Annotated in this window: 16 protein-coding genes; 13 read left to right on the top strand and 3 right to left on the bottom strand. The window is 71.6% G+C overall.

Annotated features, from left to right (window positions below; all coding sequences use genetic code 11):
• Positions 1 to 195 precede the first annotated feature (195 nt).
• The gene (ileS, locus tag ACQPWW_RS27730) at positions 196 to 3,342 is read left to right on the top strand and encodes an isoleucine--tRNA ligase (protein WP_433126574.1); all 3,147 of its coding nucleotides are present in this window, start codon (positions 196 to 198) and stop codon (positions 3,340 to 3,342) included.
• Between the two features lie 104 nt (positions 3,343 to 3,446).
• Positions 3,447 to 4,136 carry a lysophospholipid acyltransferase family protein gene (locus ACQPWW_RS27725; RefSeq protein WP_433126572.1) on the top strand — a complete coding sequence of 230 codons (690 nt, stop codon included), beginning with the start codon at positions 3,447 to 3,449 and terminating at the stop codon, positions 4,134 to 4,136.
• Between the two features lie 12 nt (positions 4,137 to 4,148).
• Here ACQPWW_RS27725 and ACQPWW_RS27720 read toward each other — a convergent pair whose 3' ends face one another.
• Positions 4,149 to 5,141, bottom strand: coding sequence for a hypothetical protein (locus ACQPWW_RS27720; protein ID WP_433126571.1), 993 nt, complete (start codon positions 5,139 to 5,141; stop codon positions 4,149 to 4,151).
• A 444-nt stretch (positions 5,142 to 5,585) separates the two neighbouring features.
• Here ACQPWW_RS27720 and ACQPWW_RS27715 point away from each other — a divergent pair, with 444 nt between their 5' ends.
• The 11 genes from ACQPWW_RS27715 to ACQPWW_RS27665 all read left to right on the top strand — a co-directional run bounded on the left by ACQPWW_RS27715 (position 5,586) and on the right by ACQPWW_RS27665 (position 18,859).
• Complete coding sequence (locus ACQPWW_RS27715) at positions 5,586 to 7,634, top strand: TIGR03960 family B12-binding radical SAM protein (RefSeq protein ID WP_433126570.1); 2,049 nt, start codon at positions 5,586 to 5,588, stop codon at positions 7,632 to 7,634.
• Between the two features lie 256 nt (positions 7,635 to 7,890).
• Positions 7,891 to 8,331 (top strand): hypothetical protein, encoded by a 441-nt coding sequence (locus tag ACQPWW_RS27710; RefSeq protein ID WP_433126569.1) that lies wholly within the window; start codon positions 7,891 to 7,893, stop codon positions 8,329 to 8,331.
• 10 nt (positions 8,332 to 8,341) lie between these two features.
• Positions 8,342 to 9,811 (top strand): WXG100 family type VII secretion target, encoded by a 1,470-nt coding sequence (locus ACQPWW_RS27705; protein WP_433126568.1) that lies wholly within the window; start codon positions 8,342 to 8,344, stop codon positions 9,809 to 9,811.
• 10 nt (positions 9,812 to 9,821) lie between these two features.
• A complete protein-coding gene (gene mycP / locus ACQPWW_RS27700; RefSeq protein WP_433126566.1) occupies positions 9,822 to 11,258 on the top strand; it encodes a type VII secretion-associated serine protease mycosin in 1,437 nt (478 codons plus the stop codon).
• A gap of 276 nt (positions 11,259 to 11,534) precedes the next feature.
• Positions 11,535 to 12,230, top strand: a complete 696-nt coding sequence (locus ACQPWW_RS27695; RefSeq protein ID WP_433134605.1) for a TIGR03936 family radical SAM-associated protein — start codon at positions 11,535 to 11,537, stop codon at positions 12,228 to 12,230.
• 131 nt (positions 12,231 to 12,361) lie between these two features.
• Positions 12,362 to 15,424 carry an Rne/Rng family ribonuclease gene (locus ACQPWW_RS27690; RefSeq protein WP_433126564.1) on the top strand — a complete coding sequence of 1,021 codons (3,063 nt, stop codon included), beginning with the start codon at positions 12,362 to 12,364 and terminating at the stop codon, positions 15,422 to 15,424.
• Positions 15,425 to 15,534: 110 nt separating this feature from the next.
• Positions 15,535 to 16,026, top strand: a complete 492-nt coding sequence (locus ACQPWW_RS27685) for a hypothetical protein (protein WP_433126562.1) — start codon at positions 15,535 to 15,537, stop codon at positions 16,024 to 16,026.
• A 166-nt stretch (positions 16,027 to 16,192) separates the two neighbouring features.
• Complete coding sequence (gene rplU, locus ACQPWW_RS27680; protein ID WP_007464063.1) at positions 16,193 to 16,507, top strand: 50S ribosomal protein L21; 315 nt, start codon at positions 16,193 to 16,195, stop codon at positions 16,505 to 16,507.
• An 11-nt stretch (positions 16,508 to 16,518) separates the two neighbouring features.
• Positions 16,519 to 16,773: a 50S ribosomal protein L27 gene (gene rpmA / locus ACQPWW_RS27675; protein ID WP_007464062.1), complete on the top strand. Its 255-nt coding sequence runs from the start codon at positions 16,519 to 16,521 to the stop codon at positions 16,771 to 16,773.
• Between the two features lie 93 nt (positions 16,774 to 16,866).
• Positions 16,867 to 18,339: a GTPase ObgE gene (obgE, locus tag ACQPWW_RS27670; protein WP_433126560.1), complete on the top strand. Its 1,473-nt coding sequence runs from the start codon at positions 16,867 to 16,869 to the stop codon at positions 18,337 to 18,339.
• 70 nt (positions 18,340 to 18,409) lie between these two features.
• On the top strand, positions 18,410 to 18,859 hold the full coding sequence (locus tag ACQPWW_RS27665; protein ID WP_433126557.1) for a GNAT family N-acetyltransferase: 450 nt from the start codon (positions 18,410 to 18,412) through the stop codon (positions 18,857 to 18,859).
• Positions 18,860 to 18,874: 15 nt separating this feature from the next.
• Here ACQPWW_RS27665 and ACQPWW_RS27660 read toward each other — a convergent pair whose 3' ends face one another.
• Both ACQPWW_RS27660 and ACQPWW_RS27655 read right to left on the bottom strand, forming a co-directional pair.
• Positions 18,875 to 19,534, bottom strand: coding sequence for a DUF6766 family protein (locus ACQPWW_RS27660; protein ID WP_433126555.1), 660 nt, complete (start codon positions 19,532 to 19,534; stop codon positions 18,875 to 18,877).
• Between the two features lie 65 nt (positions 19,535 to 19,599).
• Positions 19,600 to 20,091: a DUF4383 domain-containing protein gene (locus ACQPWW_RS27655; protein ID WP_433126554.1), complete on the bottom strand. Its 492-nt coding sequence runs from the start codon at positions 20,089 to 20,091 to the stop codon at positions 19,600 to 19,602.
• Positions 20,092 to 20,271: the final 180 nt, after the last annotated feature.

Here is a 20,271-nt window from a genome sequence, read left to right as displayed (position 1 = left end):
AACAGCCGGGAAACCGGCCCAGTAGAACCGGACGGGTGCGGCCCGTCACAGCCGGCCAATGAGCGGGCGGTCGAATCGTGACCGCCAAGCGGGGTGGTACCGCGGATCACCCGGGAACGCCGTCGAGGCGTACCCCCGGAAGGTTCGTCCTCGCAGACCCACGTTGAGTGAGCTGCATGAGGAGAGCGACCCCCGATGGCCTATCCGTTGCACGACCCGACCGCCGCCGGAGTCCCGGCGAGCCCGGACCTGCCTGCGGTCGAGCGCCGGGTGCTGGAGCACTGGACGGCCGACCGGACCTTCGAGGCGTCGGTCGAGGCCCGGCCCGCCGGCGATGACGGCAAGAACGAGTACGTCTTCTACGACGGCCCGCCGTTCGCCAACGGTCTGCCGCACTACGGTCACCTGTTCACCGGGTACGTCAAGGACGTGGTGCCGCGCTACCAGACAATGCGCGGGCGGCACGTCGAGCGGCGCTTCGGCTGGGACTGCCACGGCCTGCCCGCCGAGGTGGTCGCCGAGAAGCAGCTCGGCATCACCAGCAAGGCGGAGATCATCGACCTGGGCGTGGCCCGGTTCAACGAGGCCTGCCGCACCTCGGTGCTGGAGTTCACCCAGGACTGGGAGCGGTACATCAACCGGCAGGCCCGCTGGGTCGACTTCACTAACGACTACAAGACCCTCGACCTGGACTACATGGAAAGCGTCATGTGGGCCTTCAAGACCCTGCACGACAAGGGTCTGATCTACGAGGGCTTCCGGGTGCTGGCGTACTGCTGGCGCTGCGAGACGCCGCTGTCGAACACCGAGACCCGGATGGACGACGTCTACCGGGACCGGCACGACCCGACGTTGTCGGTGTGGTTCGGGCTGACCGCCGACGAGTCCGCGCCGGAACTGGTGCGTGGGCCCGTCAAGCTGGGCGTCTGGACCACCACGCCGTGGACCCTGCCGTCGAACCTGGCGCTCGCCGTCGGCCCCGACATCGAGTACGCGGTGCTGGAACGCGACGGGGACCGCTACGTCGTCGGCGCGGCGCGGCTGGCCGCGTACGGCAAGGAACTGGACGGGTTCGAGCAGGTCGGCACGGTGTACGGCCGGGACCTGGTCGGCCGCCGCTACACCCCGCTGTACGACTTCCTCGTCGAGCAGGCCGGCGACAACGCCTACCAGGTGCTCGGCGCGGAGTTCGTCACCACCGAGGACGGCACCGGGATCGTGCACCTCGCCCCGGCCTTCGGTGAGGACGACCAGAACGTATGCAACGCCGCCGGCATCCCCACCATCGTCACCGTCGACGACCACACCCGCTTCACCGCGCTGGTCCCGCCGTACCAGGGTGAGCAGGTCTTCGACGTCAACAAGCCGGTGATCCGGGAGCTGAAGGAGCGGGGGGTGGTGCTCAGGCAGGACACCTACACCCACTCGTACCCGCACTGCTGGCGCTGCGACACCCCGCTCGTCTACAAGGCGGTGTCGTCGTGGTTCGTCGCGGTGACGCAGTTCCGGGACCGGATGGTCGAGCTGAACCAGGAGATCAACTGGACGCCCGGTCACATCAAGGACGGCTCGTTCGGCAAGTGGCTGGCCAACGCCCGGGACTGGTCGATCAGCCGGAACCGGTTCTGGGGCTCACCGATCCCGGCGTGGAAGTCGGACGACCCGAACTACCCGCGCCTGGACGTCTACGGCTCACTGGCCGACATCGAGCGGGACTTCGGCGTACGCCTGACCGACCTGCACCGGCCGGCGGTGGACGACCTGGTCCGCCCCAACCCGGACGACCCGACCGGCCAGTCGATGATGCGCCGGGTGCCGGAGGTGCTGGACTGCTGGTTCGAGTCCGGCTCGATGCCGTTCGCCCAGGTGCACTACCCGTTCGAGAACGCGGACTGGTTCGAGCACCACTACCCGGGTGACTTCATCGTCGAGTACATCGGGCAGACCCGCGGCTGGTTCTACACGATGCACGTGCTGGCCACCGCGCTGTTCGACCGGCCGGCGTTCCGCAACTGCCTGAGCCACGGCATCCTGCTCGGCTCGGACGGGCGCAAGATGTCCAAGAGCCTGCGCAACTACCCGGACGTCTACCACGTCTTCGACGCGTACGGCTCGGACGCGATGCGGTGGATGCTGATGTCCTCGCCGGTGCTGCGCGGCGGCGACATGGCGGTCACCGAGGCGGGTATCCGCGACGCCGTCCGGCAGGTGCTGCTGCCGTTGTGGAACGTCTGGTATTTCTTCACGCTCTACGCCAACGCCGACGGGCACCAGGCGCGCCGGCGCACCGACTCGACGCACCTGCTCGACAGGTACGTGCTGGCGAAGACCAACGAGCTGGTGGCCACTGTCGGCGCGCAGATGGACGCGTACGACATCTCCGGCGCCTGCGCCACCGTCCGGTCCTACCTCGACGCGCTGACCAACTGGTACGTGCGCCGTTCCCGGGACCGGTTCTGGTCCGGCGACGCCAACGCGTTCGACACGCTCTGGACGGTGCTGGAGACGCTCTGCCGGGTGGTGGCGCCGCTGGCGCCGTTGACAGCGGAGGAGATCTGGCGGGGCCTGACCGGTGAGCGGTCGGTGCACCTGACCGACTGGCCGGAGGCGACCGACTTCCCGGCCGACCACGACCTCGTCGCCGCGATGGACGCCACCCGGGCGGTCGCCTCGGCGGCGCTGTCGCTGCGCAAGGCAAAGGGTCTGCGGGTGCGGCTGCCGCTGTCCCGGCTGACCGTGGCCTCGCCGGCGGCGGAGCAGTTGCGCCCGTTCGCCGACCTGGTCACCGACGAGGTCAACGTGAAGGCCGTCGAGTTCAGCGCGGAGCTGTCCGCGTACTGCGAGCAGGTGTTGACAGTGGTGCCCCGGGCGCTCGGTCCGCGGGTCGGCAAGCAGGTGCAGCAGGTGATCAAGGCGGTGAAGGCGGGCGACTGGGAGCTTGTCGACGGCGCCCCGGTGGCCGCCGGCGTGGCCCTCGCCGAGGGTGAGTACGAGCTGCGGCTGGTCGCCGCCGACGCCGAGAACTCGGCGCCGCTGCCGGGCGGTGAGGGTGTGGTGGTGCTGGACACCGAGGTCACCCCCGAGCTGGCCGCCGAGGGGCTGGCCCGCGACGTGGTGCGGGTGGTGCAGCAGGCTCGGAGGGACGCCGACCTGGACGTGTCGGACCGGATCGTGGTGTCGGTGTCGGCCTCCGAGGAGGTACGCGCGGCGGTGGCCGGGTACCTCGACTTCGTGTCCGGTGAGGTGCTGGCCGACTCGGTGGACTTCGCCGAGGGCGTCGACGGCTTCGCCGGCGAGGTCGGCGAGGGCGAGCAGGTGACCGTCTCCGTCCGCCGGGTGTAGGGACCATCGTCAGGTAGCGGGCGTCGCGCCACCTCCATCCGGAGGGTGTGCGGGCGTCCGCTACCGTGACACCGCCTGTTCGCACCTGATCTGCCGGAGGACCAGTGCCCCTGCTCTACACCATCGGCAAGCTCGCTGTGGGGCCCACGCTGCGGTTGGCGTTCCGCCCGACCGTCGAGGGGCTGGAAAACGTGCCGAAGAGCGGCGGGGCGATCTTCGCCGGCAACCACCTGTCGGTGGCTGACGAACTGTTCCTCGGCACTGTCGTGCCCCGGCACCTGGCGTTCTGGGCGAAGTCGGAGTATTTCAAGGGCACCGGTGTCAAGGGTGCGATCTCCAAGTTCGTGCTCACCGGCCTGGGCGCCATTCCGGTGGAGCGGGGTGGCGGCCGGGCCGCGCTGTCCGCGTTCGACGCGGCGATCCCGGTGCTCAAGAACGGTGACCTGGTGGTGGTCTACCCGGAGGGCACCCGCTCGCCGGACGGCCGGCTCTACCGGGGGCGCACCGGCACGGTTCGGCTGGCGACCTCGACCGGCGTGCCGGTCATCCCGGTCGGCATGATCGGCACGGACAAGGCGCAGCCGATCGGCGCCCGGTTCCCCCGTCCCGGCACTGCCGAGATCACCATCCGGTTCGGCAAGCCGATGGACCTGTCCGGCCGGCCGACCGACCGCACCTCGTTGCGGCAGATGACCGACGAGATGATGAGCGAGATCCAGAAGCTCACCGGCCAGGAGTACGTCCCCCGCTACGCCCCGCCGCGCGCCCACCCGGACCCGATCCGCGAGGCCTGATCCCCACCGGGTTCAGGACTTGGGCTGGATGATCTGGACGCGCAGGGTGTTCAACAGGGCGGCACTGTCGGCGATGGAGAGCCGGGTGAACACCCCGGTGGCGATGCTGCCGTAATCGACAGAGGTGCAGACCACCACGTCACCGTCGTCCGACCGGCCGACCGCGCACCGCTCGTGCCGGCCCCGTACACCGGTGTCCACGGTCTCGGCGGCGTCCAGCGCGTACCGCTCGGTGAGCCGGCTGATCTCGGCCTCCGCGTCCGACTCGGGGGTGAACCGAAAACCCGTGTCGCCGAACACCGTCACCTGCTTGCCCCCCGAAGTGGAGTAGACGCCGGCGAAGGTGGCCTCGGCCAGCCAGTGCTCCCTGCGTACCTCGTTCTCCAACTGCCGGGCGGTCTCGGTGCTGCGGCTGTCCTGACGCAGCTTCAGATCGTCCACCTGGGCGGGGAGCGCGGCCTGCACCGGGTACTGGGTGGAGATCGGGAACCCGTAGTAGGCGGGGCAGCCGCAGCAGCAGGCCAGGGTGAGCAGCAGCAGCCAGGGCCAGCGGCGACGACGGCGGACCGGCACCGGCACGTACCCCTTGGGGGCCTGCCAGCCCGGTGGCACCGCGGGTGGCGGGGCGGATCGCCGGCCCCGGCGCTGCTTCGGCACGGTGGGCATCGGCGGCGCGGGCGGCGACGTCGGCCGGGCCGGCATCCTGGGCCCGGTGACCTGCGGTGGCCTCGGCGCGGCCGCTGGGGACACCGGGTGCGACCCCACCGGGGGAGCGGGCGGGCCGGACCACTGGCGGGTCGCCGGCGGCATCGGGTGCGGCAGCGTCGGCGGTAGTGGGGGCAGCGGCGGCAGCTCGGCGGAGGGCAGGTCCCAGCCGCCGGTGTCCACGCCGGCCCACGGGTCGACAGGCGTCTGGTGCTCCGGCGGCCCCAGGGGCAGGGGCGCCGGCGGGGTCGGCTCGGCCGACTCGCCCCAGACGGGTCGGCGCGGCAGCGGGGGCGGCACCGGCGCGGAGCCGCTCCACCTGGGCGCGGGGACCTCCGCGGTGGTGGCCGGCTGATCCCGAGTCTCCTGCCGCGTCGGCGGTTCCGGTCGGTCCGTCGGAGCGGGCTGGTCCGACGGCGCCGGCTGGTCCGACGGTGCGGCCTGGTCCGACGGTGCGGGCTGGTCCGACGGCGCCGGCTGGTCCGACGGTGCGGCCTGGTCCGACGGTGCCGGCTGGTCCGACGGTGCCGGGTGGTCTGACGGTGCCGGCTGGTCCGACGGTACGGCTGGGGAGGCCGGCTGATCGGCGGCCGCCGGATCCCGGTCCGGCTCCGCGCCCGGGGTGCTCCCGTCGGCCGGCCGTGCTCCCGGCTGGGGCTCGGGCATCGCGGCAATCTCCTCTCACGCCGGTCCGAGGTTAGTACCGCGTCGCCACCGCCAGGCGGGCGCGTACCCTTGGGCATCATGAGTGCCCCGTCCACGACGCCGCGCGCGGCCGCGACCAACTCTCGCGACGACTCCAGCTCGGCGGCTCCAACGCCGAACCGCGACCTGGAGCCGTCCGTCTGGTCCCAGCTCGAGCCGCTGCTGCCCCAGGTCTCCAAGCCCATCCAGTACGTCGGGGGCGAGCTGGGTGCGGTGACCAAGGACTGGGCTGCCGCGACAGTGCGCTGGGCGCTGATGTATCCCGACGCGTACGAGGTGGGCCTGCCCAACCAGGGCGTGCAGATCCTCTACGAGGTGCTCAACGAGCTGCCCGACACCCTTGCCGAGCGGACGTACGCGGTCTGGCCGGACCTGGAGAACCTGATGCGCACGCACGGCGTGCCGCAGTTCACCGTCGACGCGCACCGGGCGGTACGCGACTTCGACGTGTTCGGCATCTCCTTCTCCACCGAGCTGGGCTACACCAACATGCTCACCGCGATCGACCTGGCCGGCATTCCGATGCTGGCCGCCGACCGCACCGACGCCGACCCGGTGATCGTGGCCGGCGGGCACGCCGCGTTCAACCCGGAGCCGATCGCCGACTTCATCGACGCCGCAGTGCTCGGCGACGGCGAGGAAGCGGTCCTGGAGATTACCGCGATCGTCCGGGAGTGGAAGGCCGAGGGCTCCCCGGGGGGCCGCGACGAACTGCTGCTGCGGCTGGCGCGCACCGAGAGCGTCTACGTGCCGCGCTTCTACGACGTCGACTACCTCCCGGACGGGCGCATCCAGCGGGTCGTGCCGAACCGGGCGGACGTGCCGTTCCGGGTGCACAAGCGCACGACGATGGACCTGGACGCCTGGCCGTACCCGAAGAAGCCCCTCGTCCCGCTGGCCGAGACGGTGCACGAGCGGTACGCGGTGGAGATCTTCCGGGGCTGCACCCGGGGCTGCCGGTTCTGCCAGGCCGGCATGATCACCCGTCCGGTGCGGGAGCGGTCGATCACCACGGTCGGGCAGATGGTCCGCGACGGCCTGGAGTTCTCCGGCTTCTCCGAGGTGGGTCTGCTGTCGCTCTCCTCGGCCGACCACTCCGAGATCGGTGACATGTGCTCGGGCCTCGCCCAGCAGTACGAGGGCACCAACGTCTCGCTGTCGCTGCCGTCGACCCGGGTCGACGCCTTCAACATCGACCTCGCCCAGGAGCTGTCCCGCAACGGGCGGCGGACCGGCCTGACCTTCGCCCCGGAGGGCGGGTCGGAGCGGATCCGCAAGGTCATCAACAAGATGGTGTCGAAGGAAGACCTGATCCGCACCGTCGTCACCGCGTACACCAACGGCTGGCGGCAGGTGAAGCTCTACTTCATGTGTGGCCTGCCCACCGAGACCGACGAGGACGTCCTCGAGATCGCGGACATGGCGCACGAGGTGATCAAGGCCGGTCGGGCCGCCACCGGCTCCAAGGACATCCGCTGCACGGTCTCCATCGGTGGGTTCGTGCCGAAGCCGCACACCCCGTTCCAGTGGGCCGCGATGGAGCGTCCGGAGGTCATCGACCACCGCCTCAAGATCCTCAAGCAGGCGATCAACTCGGACCGCTCGCTGGGTCGGGCCATCGGCTACCGCTACCACGACGGTGAGCCGTCACTTATCGAAGGGCTGCTCTCCCGGGGCGACCGCCGGGTCGGCTCGGTGATCCGCAAGGTCTGGGAGAACGGCGGCCGGTTCGACGGTTGGAGCGAGCACTTCTCCTACCAGCGCTGGGTGGACGCGGCGGCCGAGACGCTGCCCGCGTTCGGTGTCGACCTCGACTGGTACACCACCCGGCAGCGCGAGGAGCTTGAGGTCCTGCCCTGGGACCACCTCGACTCGGGCCTGGACAAGGACTGGCTCTGGCAGGACTGGCAGGACTCGGTAAGCGAGTTCGAGCAGGACGACTGCCGGTGGACGCCCTGCTTCGACTGCGGCGTCTGCCCATCGATGGACACCGAGATCCAGATCGGCCCGACCGGCAAGAAGCTGCTGCCGCTCACCCCGCTGGGCGGCAACGGCATGAAGGTCCCGGCCGGCGACCACCCGGCCTGACCACCCGCCGCGGGGCAGCGCCCGCCAGCGGTGACCCACTACTCTCCATACTCGACACGTCACCCGACGGGCCCGCGTTCTCGCGGGCCCGTCGGCACTGGTCGGGTTCCACAGCGCGCCACCGCCAGGACCGCCCCGCCATCGACGAAGGCCGGCGCGACAGGGCGGCGACCGGGGCTGCCCCGACTTGGTCAGACTCGATACGCTGCGTCTGACATGGACCGACCCGGCGGGTCGGGAACGGGGGAGGAAGCTCATGGGGACCATCCCGCCGCCGAACACCGGCGATCTACACGTCAGCGTCGAGGACCTGGACGCCGCGGCGGCGTACGTCGATCGACTGAAGCAGTACGTCGACGACACCATCAGTTACGAGATGGAACGCATCAAGGAGCGGATGAAGGGCGACAGCAACACCGCCCAGACCGTCCCGGGCGGCACTCCCTTCGGCGCGTACGAGGACGCCCGGATGCAGTGGCAGGCGCTGACCAAGTCCACTGGCAACATGGAGACGCACCTCCAGACGCTCTCCCAGAAACTCGCCGCGCTGAAGCAGGGCACCGAGGAGATCGCCAAGGCGTTCCGGGACACCGAGGCGCGCAACGGCGCCAACGGCAAGGAGATCGAGCGGCTGCTCGAAGCGGCGGCTCCGCCGCCTGCGGCCGGCGGCACGCCCACCTACCCGTACACGGCCTGAGGGGGACGTCATGGCTGGAGGAACCTGGGAGCAGTGCGTCCGCGAGGTGACGCTCTCCGCCGACCCGGAGACGGTCGGTTCGGTCGGAGCGGGCTGGAGCAACCTCTCCAACGGCCTGCAACAGCTGCGGGACGCGCTCGTCGGCCGCTCGTTCGTCGGTCCGGTCGCGACCGGGCAGGAACGCCCGCACGTCGGCGGCCTGCCCGGGATGCTCGCCGGGTGGAAGGGCAGCGGTGGTGACGCCTACCGCGAGCACCTCGGCGAGATCGGCAGGCAGGTCGAGGAGCTGATCACCGACGCGACGAATGTCAGCGGCGCGTTGACGCGGATCGAGGCGGACATCCGCACGGCGGTCGCCTCGATCCCGGTCCCGCTGATGGACGACTTCGGCATCAACGAGTGGAGCCTGCCCAACGGCACCGAACTCGACGACGCCCGCGACGGTGAGAGCGCGTCGGGCTTCCTCGCCGCACTGCGCAAGGACTACCAGAGCAACCCCGGGTCGTACGCCGATGGCGCGTTCCGCGACAAGGCCGACGACCTGGAGGCGACAATGAAGGTCGACGGCCAGGCGGGTGACCAGAAGCGGGGCGGTTGGTGGGACACCAAGTCCCACCTCGACAACTGGTACCGGGACAACCAGCAGGCGGCCACCACCGCGATGTCGCCGCTGCCCCAGGCGGTCTACACCGAGCGTCCCAAGCTCACCGTCGCCGGGCCGGATGAGCAGGACCAGCGGGACGACATTCGTCGCGACCCCCGGGTTCCGCCGAGCGGGCGGCCCGACATCGGTGGTGGCGAGTTCGGCGGGAAGCCCGACATCGGTGGTGGCGGCCCCTCGATCGGCAGTAGGCCACCGAGCATCGGCGGCGGGGGCGGCCCCACGTCCACTGTCGACCCGTTCTCCCCGACCGGTTCCGGCGGTGGCCCGTCCTCCGGCGGCACCGGTGGGTTCACGCCCGGCCCAACCGGGTCCGGTTACCCGGGCTACCCGGAGGGCGACGACAGCTACAGCAGTGGTCTGGCCGGTGCCGGCCCGAGCAGCGTCGGCGGCCTCGGTGGCGGCGGTCTCGGCAGCGCCGGTCTCGGCGGCGCCGGCGGTGGTTTCGGGGGTGGGGCCGGCGTCGGCTCGGCCGGCGGGATCGGCTCCGGCGGTGGCCTGGGCGCGGGCGGCGGCATCGGCGTGGGCGGCCTCCCCGGCATGGTGGGTGGCGGCAACGGAAAGGTGCCGCCGATGACGAGCGCGGCCAACGCGCTGCGGACCGCCGCGGGTGCTGGCGCGGGCGGCGGGATGGCCGGCGTCGCGCGTGGTGGCGCGGGCATGGGCGGCGCCGGGATGGCGGGCGGCATGATGGGCGGCGCGGGCGGCGCCGGGCACGGCGCCGGCGGCGGCACCGGCTCGGAGCACTCGTCGTGGTTGACTGAGGATGACGATCCGTGGGGCCCTGGTGACGGGGCGATGCCGGGTGTCCTGCGGTGAGGATGGGCGCATGAACGTGAATGTCGGAGGCTTCCGGCCGGTGATCGCCTGTCTGCTGGCGGGGTTCCTGGTGGTGGGGGCCGCCCAGCCGGCGGCCGCCGCGCCCCGACGGGCCGAGCAGTGGTATCTGGACGAGCTCCGGATCGACCAGGTGCACAAGATCTCGACCGGGCAGGGCGTGGTCGTGGCAGTGCTCGACAGTGGCGTCGAGGCCAGCCACCCGGACCTGCGCGGTCAGGTGCTTCCCGGTGCCCGCAGCTACGGCGTCTCGGGAGACGGTCGGGCCGACGAGAACGGCCACGGCACGCACATGGCCGGCATCATCGCGGCGAAGAGCGGTGGCCGCGACGGGGTGGACGGCATCGCCCCCGGCGCGAAGATCCTGCCGATCAAGATGCGCAAGGGCAGCGGGACCTACAGCGACGCGGCGATCGCCCTCGGCATCCGGATGGCCGTCGACGGCGGCGCCAAGGTGATCAACTTGTCCGTCGGTGGGCCGGGCGCCGCCAGCTCGGAGGAGGAGAGCGCGATCACGTACGCGTTGGACCACGGCGTCGTCGTGGTTGCCTCCGCCGGCAACACCGCCAAGGGCGATGTCGGCGTCGTGAATCCGGCCAACACCCCCGGGGTGATCGCGGTGACCGGGACGACAAAGGGTGGCTCGTTCTGGTCCGGCTCGGTGCAGGGCCCGGAGGCGGTGGTCGCCGCTCCGGGCGATGGCATCTACAACGCCACGAACGAGGGGGGCTACGGCTGGGGCGACGGGACCTCCGACTCCACAGCGATCGTCTCCGCGCTGGCCGCGCTGATCCTGGAGAAATATCCGAATCTCGACGGCCCGAACGTGATCAACCGGATCATCCGGACCGCGCGGGACGCCGGTCCGCCCGGCCGGGATCCGCAGTACGGCTTCGGGGTGATCGACCCGATGAAGGCGCTGACCGCTGACGTCCCGCCGGTCAACGCCAGCCCGCTGCTCGACCCGGCGGCGGCGACCGACCCGGCCCCGGTCCGCACCGAGGCCGCGGAGGAGTTCGACGTCACCCAGCACGGTGATCGCGGTGGTCCCACCGACCAGCAGGTCATGGTCGTGGTCATCGGCATCGCCGTGGCACTGGTGCTGCTGCTGGCGCTTGTGGTGTTCCTCATCTGGAACCGCCGACGGTACCGGCGGGAGGCGGCGCGGGCCGCCGACATCCCGGACGAGGCGCTGGACCGGCTGGTGCCCAGCGCCTACCCGGCACCGGGCGCGGGTTACGCCCCGCCACCCGGCTACCCGTCGCCACCCGGGTACGCCCCGCCCTCCGGGTACGCCCCGCCTCCCGGCCAGGCCCCGCCCTCCGGGTACGCCCCGCCTCCCGGTCAGGCTCCGCCGTCCGGCTATGCCCCGCCTCCCGGGTACGGCCCGCCGGGTGGGGCGCCGCCCGTCCCGCCGCAGGAGCGGTAAGCGGTTCCGATCGTGGTGGCCGGCCGGTAACCTTCCGGGTCACCGGCCGGCCATCAGTCTTCGCGGGCGGGCGGTCCCGACCCCCACGGCCGGTTCGCACCCGTCTGTCCGGGCGATCCGGCCGCCCCGGCTGCGTACCGTCGCGGGCGCTGAGCCAGGATGGTCGGACACGCAGGTACACCCGAGGAGCCCACGATCGCCAAGAAGCCTCAACCCGAGGGCGGCCAGGCACCGGTCGTCCAGCGCGTCCGCATCAGGTACGCCAAGCGCGGACCGCTGCGGTTCACCTCGCACCGGGACTTCGCCCGGGCGTTCGAGCGCGCGCTGCGCCGGGCCGCGGTGCCTGTCGCCTTCTCCCAGGGTTTCCACCCGCACCCGAAGATCTCCTACGCCAGCGCCGCGCCCACCGGGGTGGCGAGCGAGGCGGAGTACCTGGAGATCGCTCTCCAGGCAGTCGTCGACCCGGAGCAGTTGCGGGCCGCGTTGGACGCCGCGCTCTCACCGGGGCTGGACGTCCTGGACGCCGTGGTCGCCGAGGGGGGCAACCTTCCGGACCGGATCGAGGCGTCGCACTGGCACATCGAGTTGCCCGAGGTCGAGACCGCTGTGCTCCGCACGGCGGTGGACGCCTTCCTCGCGGCGGACGAGGTGCTGGTGGAGCGGATGACCAAGCAGGGCCGACGCACCTTCGACGCCCGTGCCGCAGTCATATCGGTCGATGTCCTCGCGCCAACGCCGACGCCTTCCGGGGCGCCGGCCGTACCGTGTGCGATACTCGAACTGGTCGTGCGGCAGGTCACCCCGTCCGTACGGCCCGATGACGTCCTTTCCGGCCTCCGCGTGGTGGCCGACCTGGAGCCGCCGGTTTCGCCGAGGGTGACCCGGCTGGCTCAGGGCACGTTGACCGCGCAGGGTGCGATCGTGGATCCGTTGGATGCGGACCGCGACGGGGCAGCCATCGTTGGGCACTGACCGACGGTCCGTGCTCTGGCAGGCAGACTTCGGCGGTCGCGCACCACGCGCGCCCGGCGGAAACACTTTTGCGGCGACCCTGCGTGGCAGCGCTCACCCGCGCCCGGGGTAGCCAGAACTGGAGAACGTCCATGCTCGAGAACGAGCCCGAGGGCGGCGAACGGACCGGTTCACAGCCGGCCGGGGACACCGCCGACCAGAGCACCACGGCCGACGGCGCCACCGTCGCGTCCCCCACCACGGCAGTCGGTTCGGCGTCGGTGGACCCCGGCGACGCCGAGCCCGCCGCGCCGGTACGGCGCACCCGGGCGACCCGGCGTCGCGCCGCCCCGCTCAGCCCGCCGGAGCAGACCGACGCGCCGGCCGAGGCGGCCACCAGCGAGGCCGCCAGTGCGGAGTCGCCGCAGGCGGAGGTTTTCGCTCCGATCTCCGGCGACCAGGACGTCGCGCCCAAAACCCCCCGGCGCCGTCGCAAGGCCGCTCCCGTCGAGACGACCGCCGAGGAGCCGCTTGTCGCGTCCTCCGCGGAGGCGGCCCCGGCCGACGTGGTCCCGCCGGTGAAGGTGACCCGTACCCGGCGCAAGAAGGCCACCCCGGCGGCCGTCGAGGAGCCGCCCGCGGTCGAGGAGCCGTCCGCCGACGAGCCGGTCGCCGTCGAGCCGGTCGCCGACGAGGAACCGGCGGCGTCCGACCTGCGCGAGGCCGAGGCCGAGCTGAACGACACCCCGACCGCGACCCCCGCCGAGCTGCCCTGGGCCGGCGGCACGCCGGAGCGCTCCGGCGAGGTGTCGCCCGGTGTCGCCGTTCCCGGGGTGACCGCGGAGCCGAACGAGCCGGCCGAGGTCGAGCCGGAGCAGCCGCGTACCCGTCGTCGGCGGGCCGCGCTCTCCGCGCCCACCGTGCTGTTCATGGCCCCCCAGCCGGACGCCGTGCCGGTGACCCGGCCGGCCGAGCCCGCTCCCGCCGCCGAGGAACCGGTGGTGGAGGAGGCCGCGGAGCCGTCCCGCCGTCGTCGGCGTGGTCGCCGCGAGGTCGAGCCGGTGGAGCCGATCGAGGCGATCGAGGCCGAGGAGGAGCCGACCGAGGAGGCCGACGAGGCCGCCGAGGCGGATGAGGACGACGAGGACAGCGCCGCCGCGCGCCGTCGCCGCCGGCGTGGTCGCCGGGGTCGGGGCCGGGGCAAGGGCGGGGCCGACGACGCCGAGGACGAGGAGTCCGAGGAGGCGGCGCAGGCCGACGAGGAGGAGACCGCCGAGGTCGAGGCCGAGGGTGACGAGGACGAGGAGGCCGAGGGCGGGGACGGTCTGACCCGTCGCCGCCGGCGTCGTCGTCGCCGGGGCGCGGGCGACACGGAGGGTGCCGCCGACGACGGCGTACCGACCGTGGTCAAGATCCGCGAGCCGCGTCGGACCGTCGACGAGGTGCAGGGCGTGTCCGGTTCGACCCGGCTGGAGGCCAAGCGCCAGCGCCGCCGGGACGGCCGGGAGCAGCGGCGTACGCGACCGCCGATTCTCAGCGAGTCGGAGTTCCTGGCGCGCCGGGAGGCGGTCGACCGCGTGATGGCGGTCCGCCAGCGCGGTGACCGTACCCAGATCGCCGTCCTGGAGGACGGGGTGCTTGTCGAGCACTACGTCACCCGCAACTCCTCCGGCACCATGGCCGGCAACGTGTACCTGGGCAAGGTGCAGAACGTGCTGCCGAGCATGGAGGCGGCGTTCGTCGACGTCGGCCGGGGTCGCAACGCGGTGCTGTACGCCGGCGAGGTCAACTGGGACAGCTCCGGTCTGGAAGGGCGGGCCCGCTCGATCGAGCAGGCGCTGCGCTCCGGCGACTCGGTGCTGGTGCAGGTCACCAAGGACCCGATCGGGCACAAGGGCGCTCGGCTGACCAGCCACATCGCGCTGTCCGGCCGGCATCTGGTCTACGTGCCCAACGGCAACGCCTCCGGGATCAGCCGGAAGCTGCCGGACAACGAGCGCAAGCGTCTGCGGGACGTGCTCAAGAAGCTGGTCCCGGACGGCGCGGGCGTGATCGTCCGGACGGCCGCCGAGGGTGCCAGCGAGGACGAGCTGGCCCGCGACGTCAAGCGTCTGCAGGCGCAGTGGGAGGACATCCAGGCCAAGGCCGCCGAGGGTGGCGCTCCGGTGCTGCTCTACGGGGAGCCCGACCTGGTCATCCGGGTGGTCCGGGACCTGTTCAACGAGGACTTCCGCGAGCTGGTGATCGAGGGCGAGCAGTCGTACGACATGGTCGAGTCGTACCTGTCGCACGTCTCCCCGGATCTGGTCGACCGGGTACGCCGGCACGTCGGCACGAGTGACGTCTTCGCCGAGTACCGGATCGACGAGCAGATCATCAAGGGCCTGGACCGCAAGGTCTTCCTGCCCTCCGGTGGCTCGCTGGTGATCGACCGCACCGAGGCGATGACGGTGGTGGACGTCAACACCGGCAAGTACACCGGCTCCGGGGGCAACCTGGAGGAGACCGTCACCCGTAACAACCTGGAGGCGGCGGAGGAGATCGTCCGCCAGCTCCGGCTGCGGGACATCGGCGGCATCGTGGTGATCGACTTCATCGACATGGTGCTGGAGTCGAACCGTGAGCTGGTGCTGCGCCGACTCACCGAGTGCCTGGGCCGGGACCGCACCAAGCACCAGGTCACCGAGATCACCTCGCTCGGCCTGGTGCAGATGACCCGTAAGCGGATCGGCGCGGGCCTGCTGGAGGCGTTCAGCGAGACCTGCGAGTGCTGCAAGGGTCGGGGCGTCATCATGCACACCGAGCCGGTGCCGGAGAAGGCGCGCGCCGCCGGTGCCGGGGAGAAGGTCAAGGCGGTCGCCTCGTCGGTGGCCGCCGCTCCGGCCGCCGAGCAGGGCACCGCGTCGTCGCGTCGCCGGGCGCGCAAGAACGCCCCGGCCGAGCGGGCCGTGGTCGAGGTCGTCGACACCGACACCAGCGCGGAGCCGCACGCCGACTACCAGGACACCATGGGCTACGACCTGTCCCGCTACGAGTCGGACACCGCCGCCGCGCCGGCGATCTCCGACAGTCAGCACGGGGAGTCGGCTCGGCTGGCCGCGGCGGACGACCCGGACGCGCTCGCCGACGGTGAGGGCGACGAGGACAGCGCCGAGGGTGGCGCCGGTCGCCGCCGTTCCCGCCGGGGTGGCGCCCGCCGGCGGACGCGCCCCTGACCGGCCAAGTGTTTGGCGAGGTCCCTTCCCCGGCAAAGTGACGGGGGAGGGACCTCGCCGTTGCGGCCACTCCGGCCCCAGGATCGGCCGTCCCTGGTCAGGAGAAGAAGATGCGTCGTCTGCTCGCCGTCATCGCGCTGGTCACCGTGCTCTTCGACGTGGCCGGCTGCTCGGCCGACCGGCCGGGGGACGTGGGGTCCGGTCCGGTCGGCGTGGCCACCGCCGACCCGGCCTCCGGGCCGGCCGGCATTCCCGCCAGTGGCGCCGCGGCGGGCGACGCCACGCAGGTCTGTGCCGCCGCCCAGCAGGCCAGCACCACCGCCGTCCGGACGTACGTGGCGGAGCTGGGCCGGATGGTCGCGGCGGTGGGCGCCGGGGACAGCGGCGCGGCCGAGGTCGCCCGTGGGCGGGCCGAGGCGGCGCTGGACGGCTGGCGCACCGCACTGCGGGAGCAGTCGGAGCGGGCCACCGATCCGCAGCTCAGGACACTGCTCACCGACCTCGGCACCGAGGTGGCAGCGCTCGGCGCCGACGTCGAGTCCATCGACGAGACCGAACTCGACAGGCTCCAGCAGCGCCTCGACCAGCTCTGCGCGCGCTGACCAGGGCGGGCCGGTTTGGGGTCCGGGCCGGCAATGGCGTACTCTTGCCTGCGGCCCACCTTTGGTGTGCCGAGTTCCCGTGTGCCCGCGCCGCCGTGCACTGCTACCCGGCGAGCCGCCGCGGGGACGACCGCCAGCAGCCTCAACGACAGGGAGTCCGCCTCCGATGTACGCGATCGTCAAGACCGGCGGCAAGCAGTACAAGGTCGCCGAGGGCGACGTGATCGAGGTCGAGAAGCTCACCGGTGCTCCCGGTGACGCGGTGAAGCTCACCGCGGTGCTCCTCGTCGACGGTGACGACCTGGTGACCGACGCGGCGAAGCTTGCCGAGGTCGCGGTGTCCGGCGAAATCGCCGCGCACACCAAGGGCCCGAAGATCCGGATCCACAAGTTCAAGAACAAGACCGGCTACCACAAGCGCCAGGGTCACCGCCAGCCGTTGACCCAGGTCAAGGTGACCGGCATCTCCAGCGGGAAGTAGGTCGTCCTCCAATGGCTCACAAAAAGGGTGCGTCCAGCTCGCGTAACGGTCGTGACTCCGCGGCCCAGCGACTCGGCGTGAAGCGCTTCGGTGGTCAGGTCGTCAGCGCCGGTGAGATCATCATCCGGCAGCGTGGCACCAAGTTCCACCCCGGTGACCTGGTCGGCCGTGGCGGCGACGACACGCTGTTCGCGCTGTCCGCCGGTGCGGTCCTGTTCGGCACCAAGCGCGGTCGCAAGACCGTCAGCATCGTTCCGCAGCAGTAGTTCTCCGGCTAAGCGGGCCGCGGACCTCCGGGTCCCGGCCCGCTTAGCTTTTTTCGAAGTGCGGGGTCGGACCTCGCTGGAAGGATTGACGCCGTGGCAACGTTCGTTGACCGGGTCGTTCTGCATCTGCAGGCCGGCGATGGTGGGCACGGCTGTGTCTCGATCCACCGCGAGAAGTTCAAGCCCTTCGGTGGGCCGGACGGCGGTAACGGCGGGCACGGCGGCAGCGTGTCCCTGGTCGTCGACCCGCAGGTCACCACCCTGCTCGACTTCCACTTCCACCCGCACGTCAAGGCCGACAACGGCAAGGGCGGCGCCGGGTCGAACCGGGACGGGGCCAACGGCCGCACCCTGGTGCTGAAGGTGCCCAACGGCACCGTGGTGCAGACCACCGACGGCACAGTGCTTGCCGACATGGTCGGCGCCGGCACCACCTTCGAGGTGGCTCGGGGCGGGCGCGGCGGGCGGGGCAACGCGTCGCTGGCAAACGCCAAGCGCAAGGCGCCGGGCTTCGCCGAGCTGGGAGAGCCCGGTGACCAGCTGGACATCGTGCTGGAGCTGAAGAGCGTCGCCGACGTGGGCCTGGTGGGCTTCCCGTCGGCCGGCAAGTCGTCGCTGATCTCGGTGATCTCCGCCGCCAAGCCGAAGATCGCCGACTACCCGTTCACCACCCTCGTGCCCAACCTCGGCGTGGTCCGGATGGACAACCACACCTTCACCGTCGCCGACGTGCCGGGCCTGATCCCCGGCGCGGCCAACGGCAAGGGGCTGGGCCTGGAGTTCCTGCGGCACATCGAGCGCTGCGCCGTGCTGGTGCACGTCATCGACTCGGCGACCCTGGAGCCCGGCCGTGACCCGGTCGCCGACATCGACGCCATCGAGGCCGAACTGAGCCAGTACGGCGGGCTGACCGACCGCCCACGGTTGGTCGCCGTCAACAAGGTCGACGTGCCGGACGGCCGGGACCTCGCCGAGATCGTGCGCCCCGACCTCGAGGAGCGCGGCTACCGGGTGTTCGAGGTCTCCGCGGCGACCCGGGAGGGGCTCAAGGAGCTCACCTACGCGATGGCCGAGCTGGTCGAGGCGGAGCGCAAGGCCGCGCCGCCCGCCGAGCCGACCCGGATCGTGATCCGTCCGATCGCCGTGGACGACGACGGCTTCACCATCACCGCCGACGCGGACGGCTCGTTCACCGTTCGCGGTGTCCGACCGGAGCGCTGGGTCAAGCAGACAAACTTCGACAACGACGAGGCGGTCGGCTACCTCGCTGACCGGCTCGCCCGCCTCGGGGTGGAGGACAAGCTGGCCAAGGCCGGCGCGGAGCCCGGTGACCTGGTCCGGATCGGTGAGCGCGAGTTCGACTGGAAACCGACGCTCTACGCCGGCGTGGAGTTCGTCCCCGGCAACCGGGGCACCGACGTCCGCCTGGAGGAGAAGTCGAACCGGCTCTCCGCGGCCGACCGGCTCGCGGCCCGCAAGGCCCGCCGGGTGCGGTCTGCGGACGAGGTCGGCGCGGACTCGTCCGACGAACTCGACGACGACAACGACGAGGACGACGCCGAGTAGTCCGTTGCGCTCCGTGATTGGGTTGATTTCCGGAAACCTGCGCGAAATCCACCAGTTCTAGCGTGGGGTGATGCTGATCGAGTCTCGGCCCGTCATCGATCCGGAGATCGCCGCCCTGCTCATCGCGCAGCAGCGTGAGCTGAGAGCGGCTGACGGTGGGTTGGATGGGCAGGTCTTCGTCCCCCACGACGACGTCCGCTACCTGGCGGCGGTGGTGCACGGTCGGGCGGTGGCCTGCGGCGGGCTCCAGGCGATCGACGCCGAGACCGGCGAGATCAAGCGGATGTACGTCCGGCCCGCCTACCGGGGGCGGGGCATCGCCCGTCAACTGCTGGCCGCGCTGGAGGAGTGTGCGTTCCGGCAGGGGCAGTCGGTGGTCTGCCTGGAGACGGGCACCTACCTGCCGGCCGCGATCACGCTGTACACCTCGTGTGGCTACCACCAGATCCCGGTCTACGGCGAGTACGTGGGCAACCCGTACAGCGTCTGTTTCGCCAAGCGACTGCCGGTCGCGGCCTGACGGGCGCGCCGCCGCTCACGCGCCGGTGGTGGCGTGCGCGACGGTCACCGGCTTCGACTCGGGCGAGGCGTGCTGGCGGAGGACGATGCTCAGCAGGATCAGCGCTCCGACGGCGAGGAACTCGCTCTGCCAGTTCTGCATGGACTGGAACCAGAAGTCGCTGGTGCCGAGGAAATCCCACACGCCGATCGGCGGCGCGCCGCTCTGTAGCGCCTGCTCCTTGTTGTACGCGGCGGTGCCACCGAAAAGGTGGCCGATGAACGAACCGGCGAAGATCAGCAGCAGCGCGAGGGAGAGGCTGTTGCGGTAGACCACCAGGGGCAGGCCGCCGGCGCGCACCGGCCAGGGCGACTGCGGGGTGGCCCGACGCTCGTCGTCCTCCGGCCGGTCGGTCTGGTCCACCGGCTTCGACTCGGCCGAGCCCCGCTGCACCAGGTGCGCGGTGAGCAGGACGTACCCGCCCATCTGGAGGAACTCCGACTCCCAGTTCTCGAAGACCGACTCGATGAAGTGCCCACTGGTCAGGTACGCCGACCAGGTCAGCGGGGCGGCTCCGAACTCGGTCAGCTCCTCGTTGTGGGTCTGCCAGCCGAAGACGCTCTGCAACACCAGGAAGATCAGAAACGCGCCCAGCATGGTGACGGCCAGGGCGTTGTCGCGTAGCCAACGGGGCATGTCGCACCTCCTTCGCCTGCCGATTACCCCGGCGGGCGTGACCGGGAAACCCCCAATGATCCAAGTCAGTGCCGTTCGGCCGGGTTGTCCAGGCGGCCGCCGGTGCCCGCCTGGTTCGACAGCAGCAGGCCGAGCGCGAGCATCCCGAAGCCGAGGGCGAGGTGCAGCCAGTTGTCGGCGTCGTTCACCGGCAGGATGTTCGCCCCGCTCTCGGGGTCGACGGACTCGATGGCCAGGCCGTACAGCCAGAGGGCGAGATAGCTGGCCCCGCCGGCGGCGAGGAACACGCGGGCGCCGGCGACGCTGCGGGCCAGCACCAGACCCGCCAGCCCGAAGAGCAGGTGCACCGCGTTGTGCAGGATCGACACCTGGAACAGCCCGAGCAGTCGCGCGTCCGAGTGGTGTCCGGCGAATCTCAGCTCGCCGTAGTCGGTGGTGATGCCGGGAACGAAGCCGAGAACGCCGATCAGCAGGAAGACCCCGGCCACCACCAGCGCGGCCACCTGGACCCGGGGTCGCGGGCCCGCCCGTCGGCCACCTCGCCCGTCTCGTGCCATCGCTGCCCCCTCCGTGGCTCTGCCGGCCCTCGCGAACCGCACTGTCCGCGGCGGCGACCTGACGCAGCCCGACGATCCTCCATTTTGAAGTCGATCCAGCCGGCCGCGCAGAGAAATGCACGAAGAAGTATGGAAGCCGAAACCGAGGGTAGGTGAATGGTCAGCGGTCGCGGCAACGCA

This window comes from Micromonospora sp. CA-240977 (assembly GCF_050942285.1).
Taxonomy (GTDB): domain Bacteria; phylum Actinomycetota; class Actinomycetes; order Mycobacteriales; family Micromonosporaceae; genus Micromonospora.
Note: the sequence above shows the minus strand (reverse complement) of the source record. Positions and strands in the feature narration are given on the sequence as shown.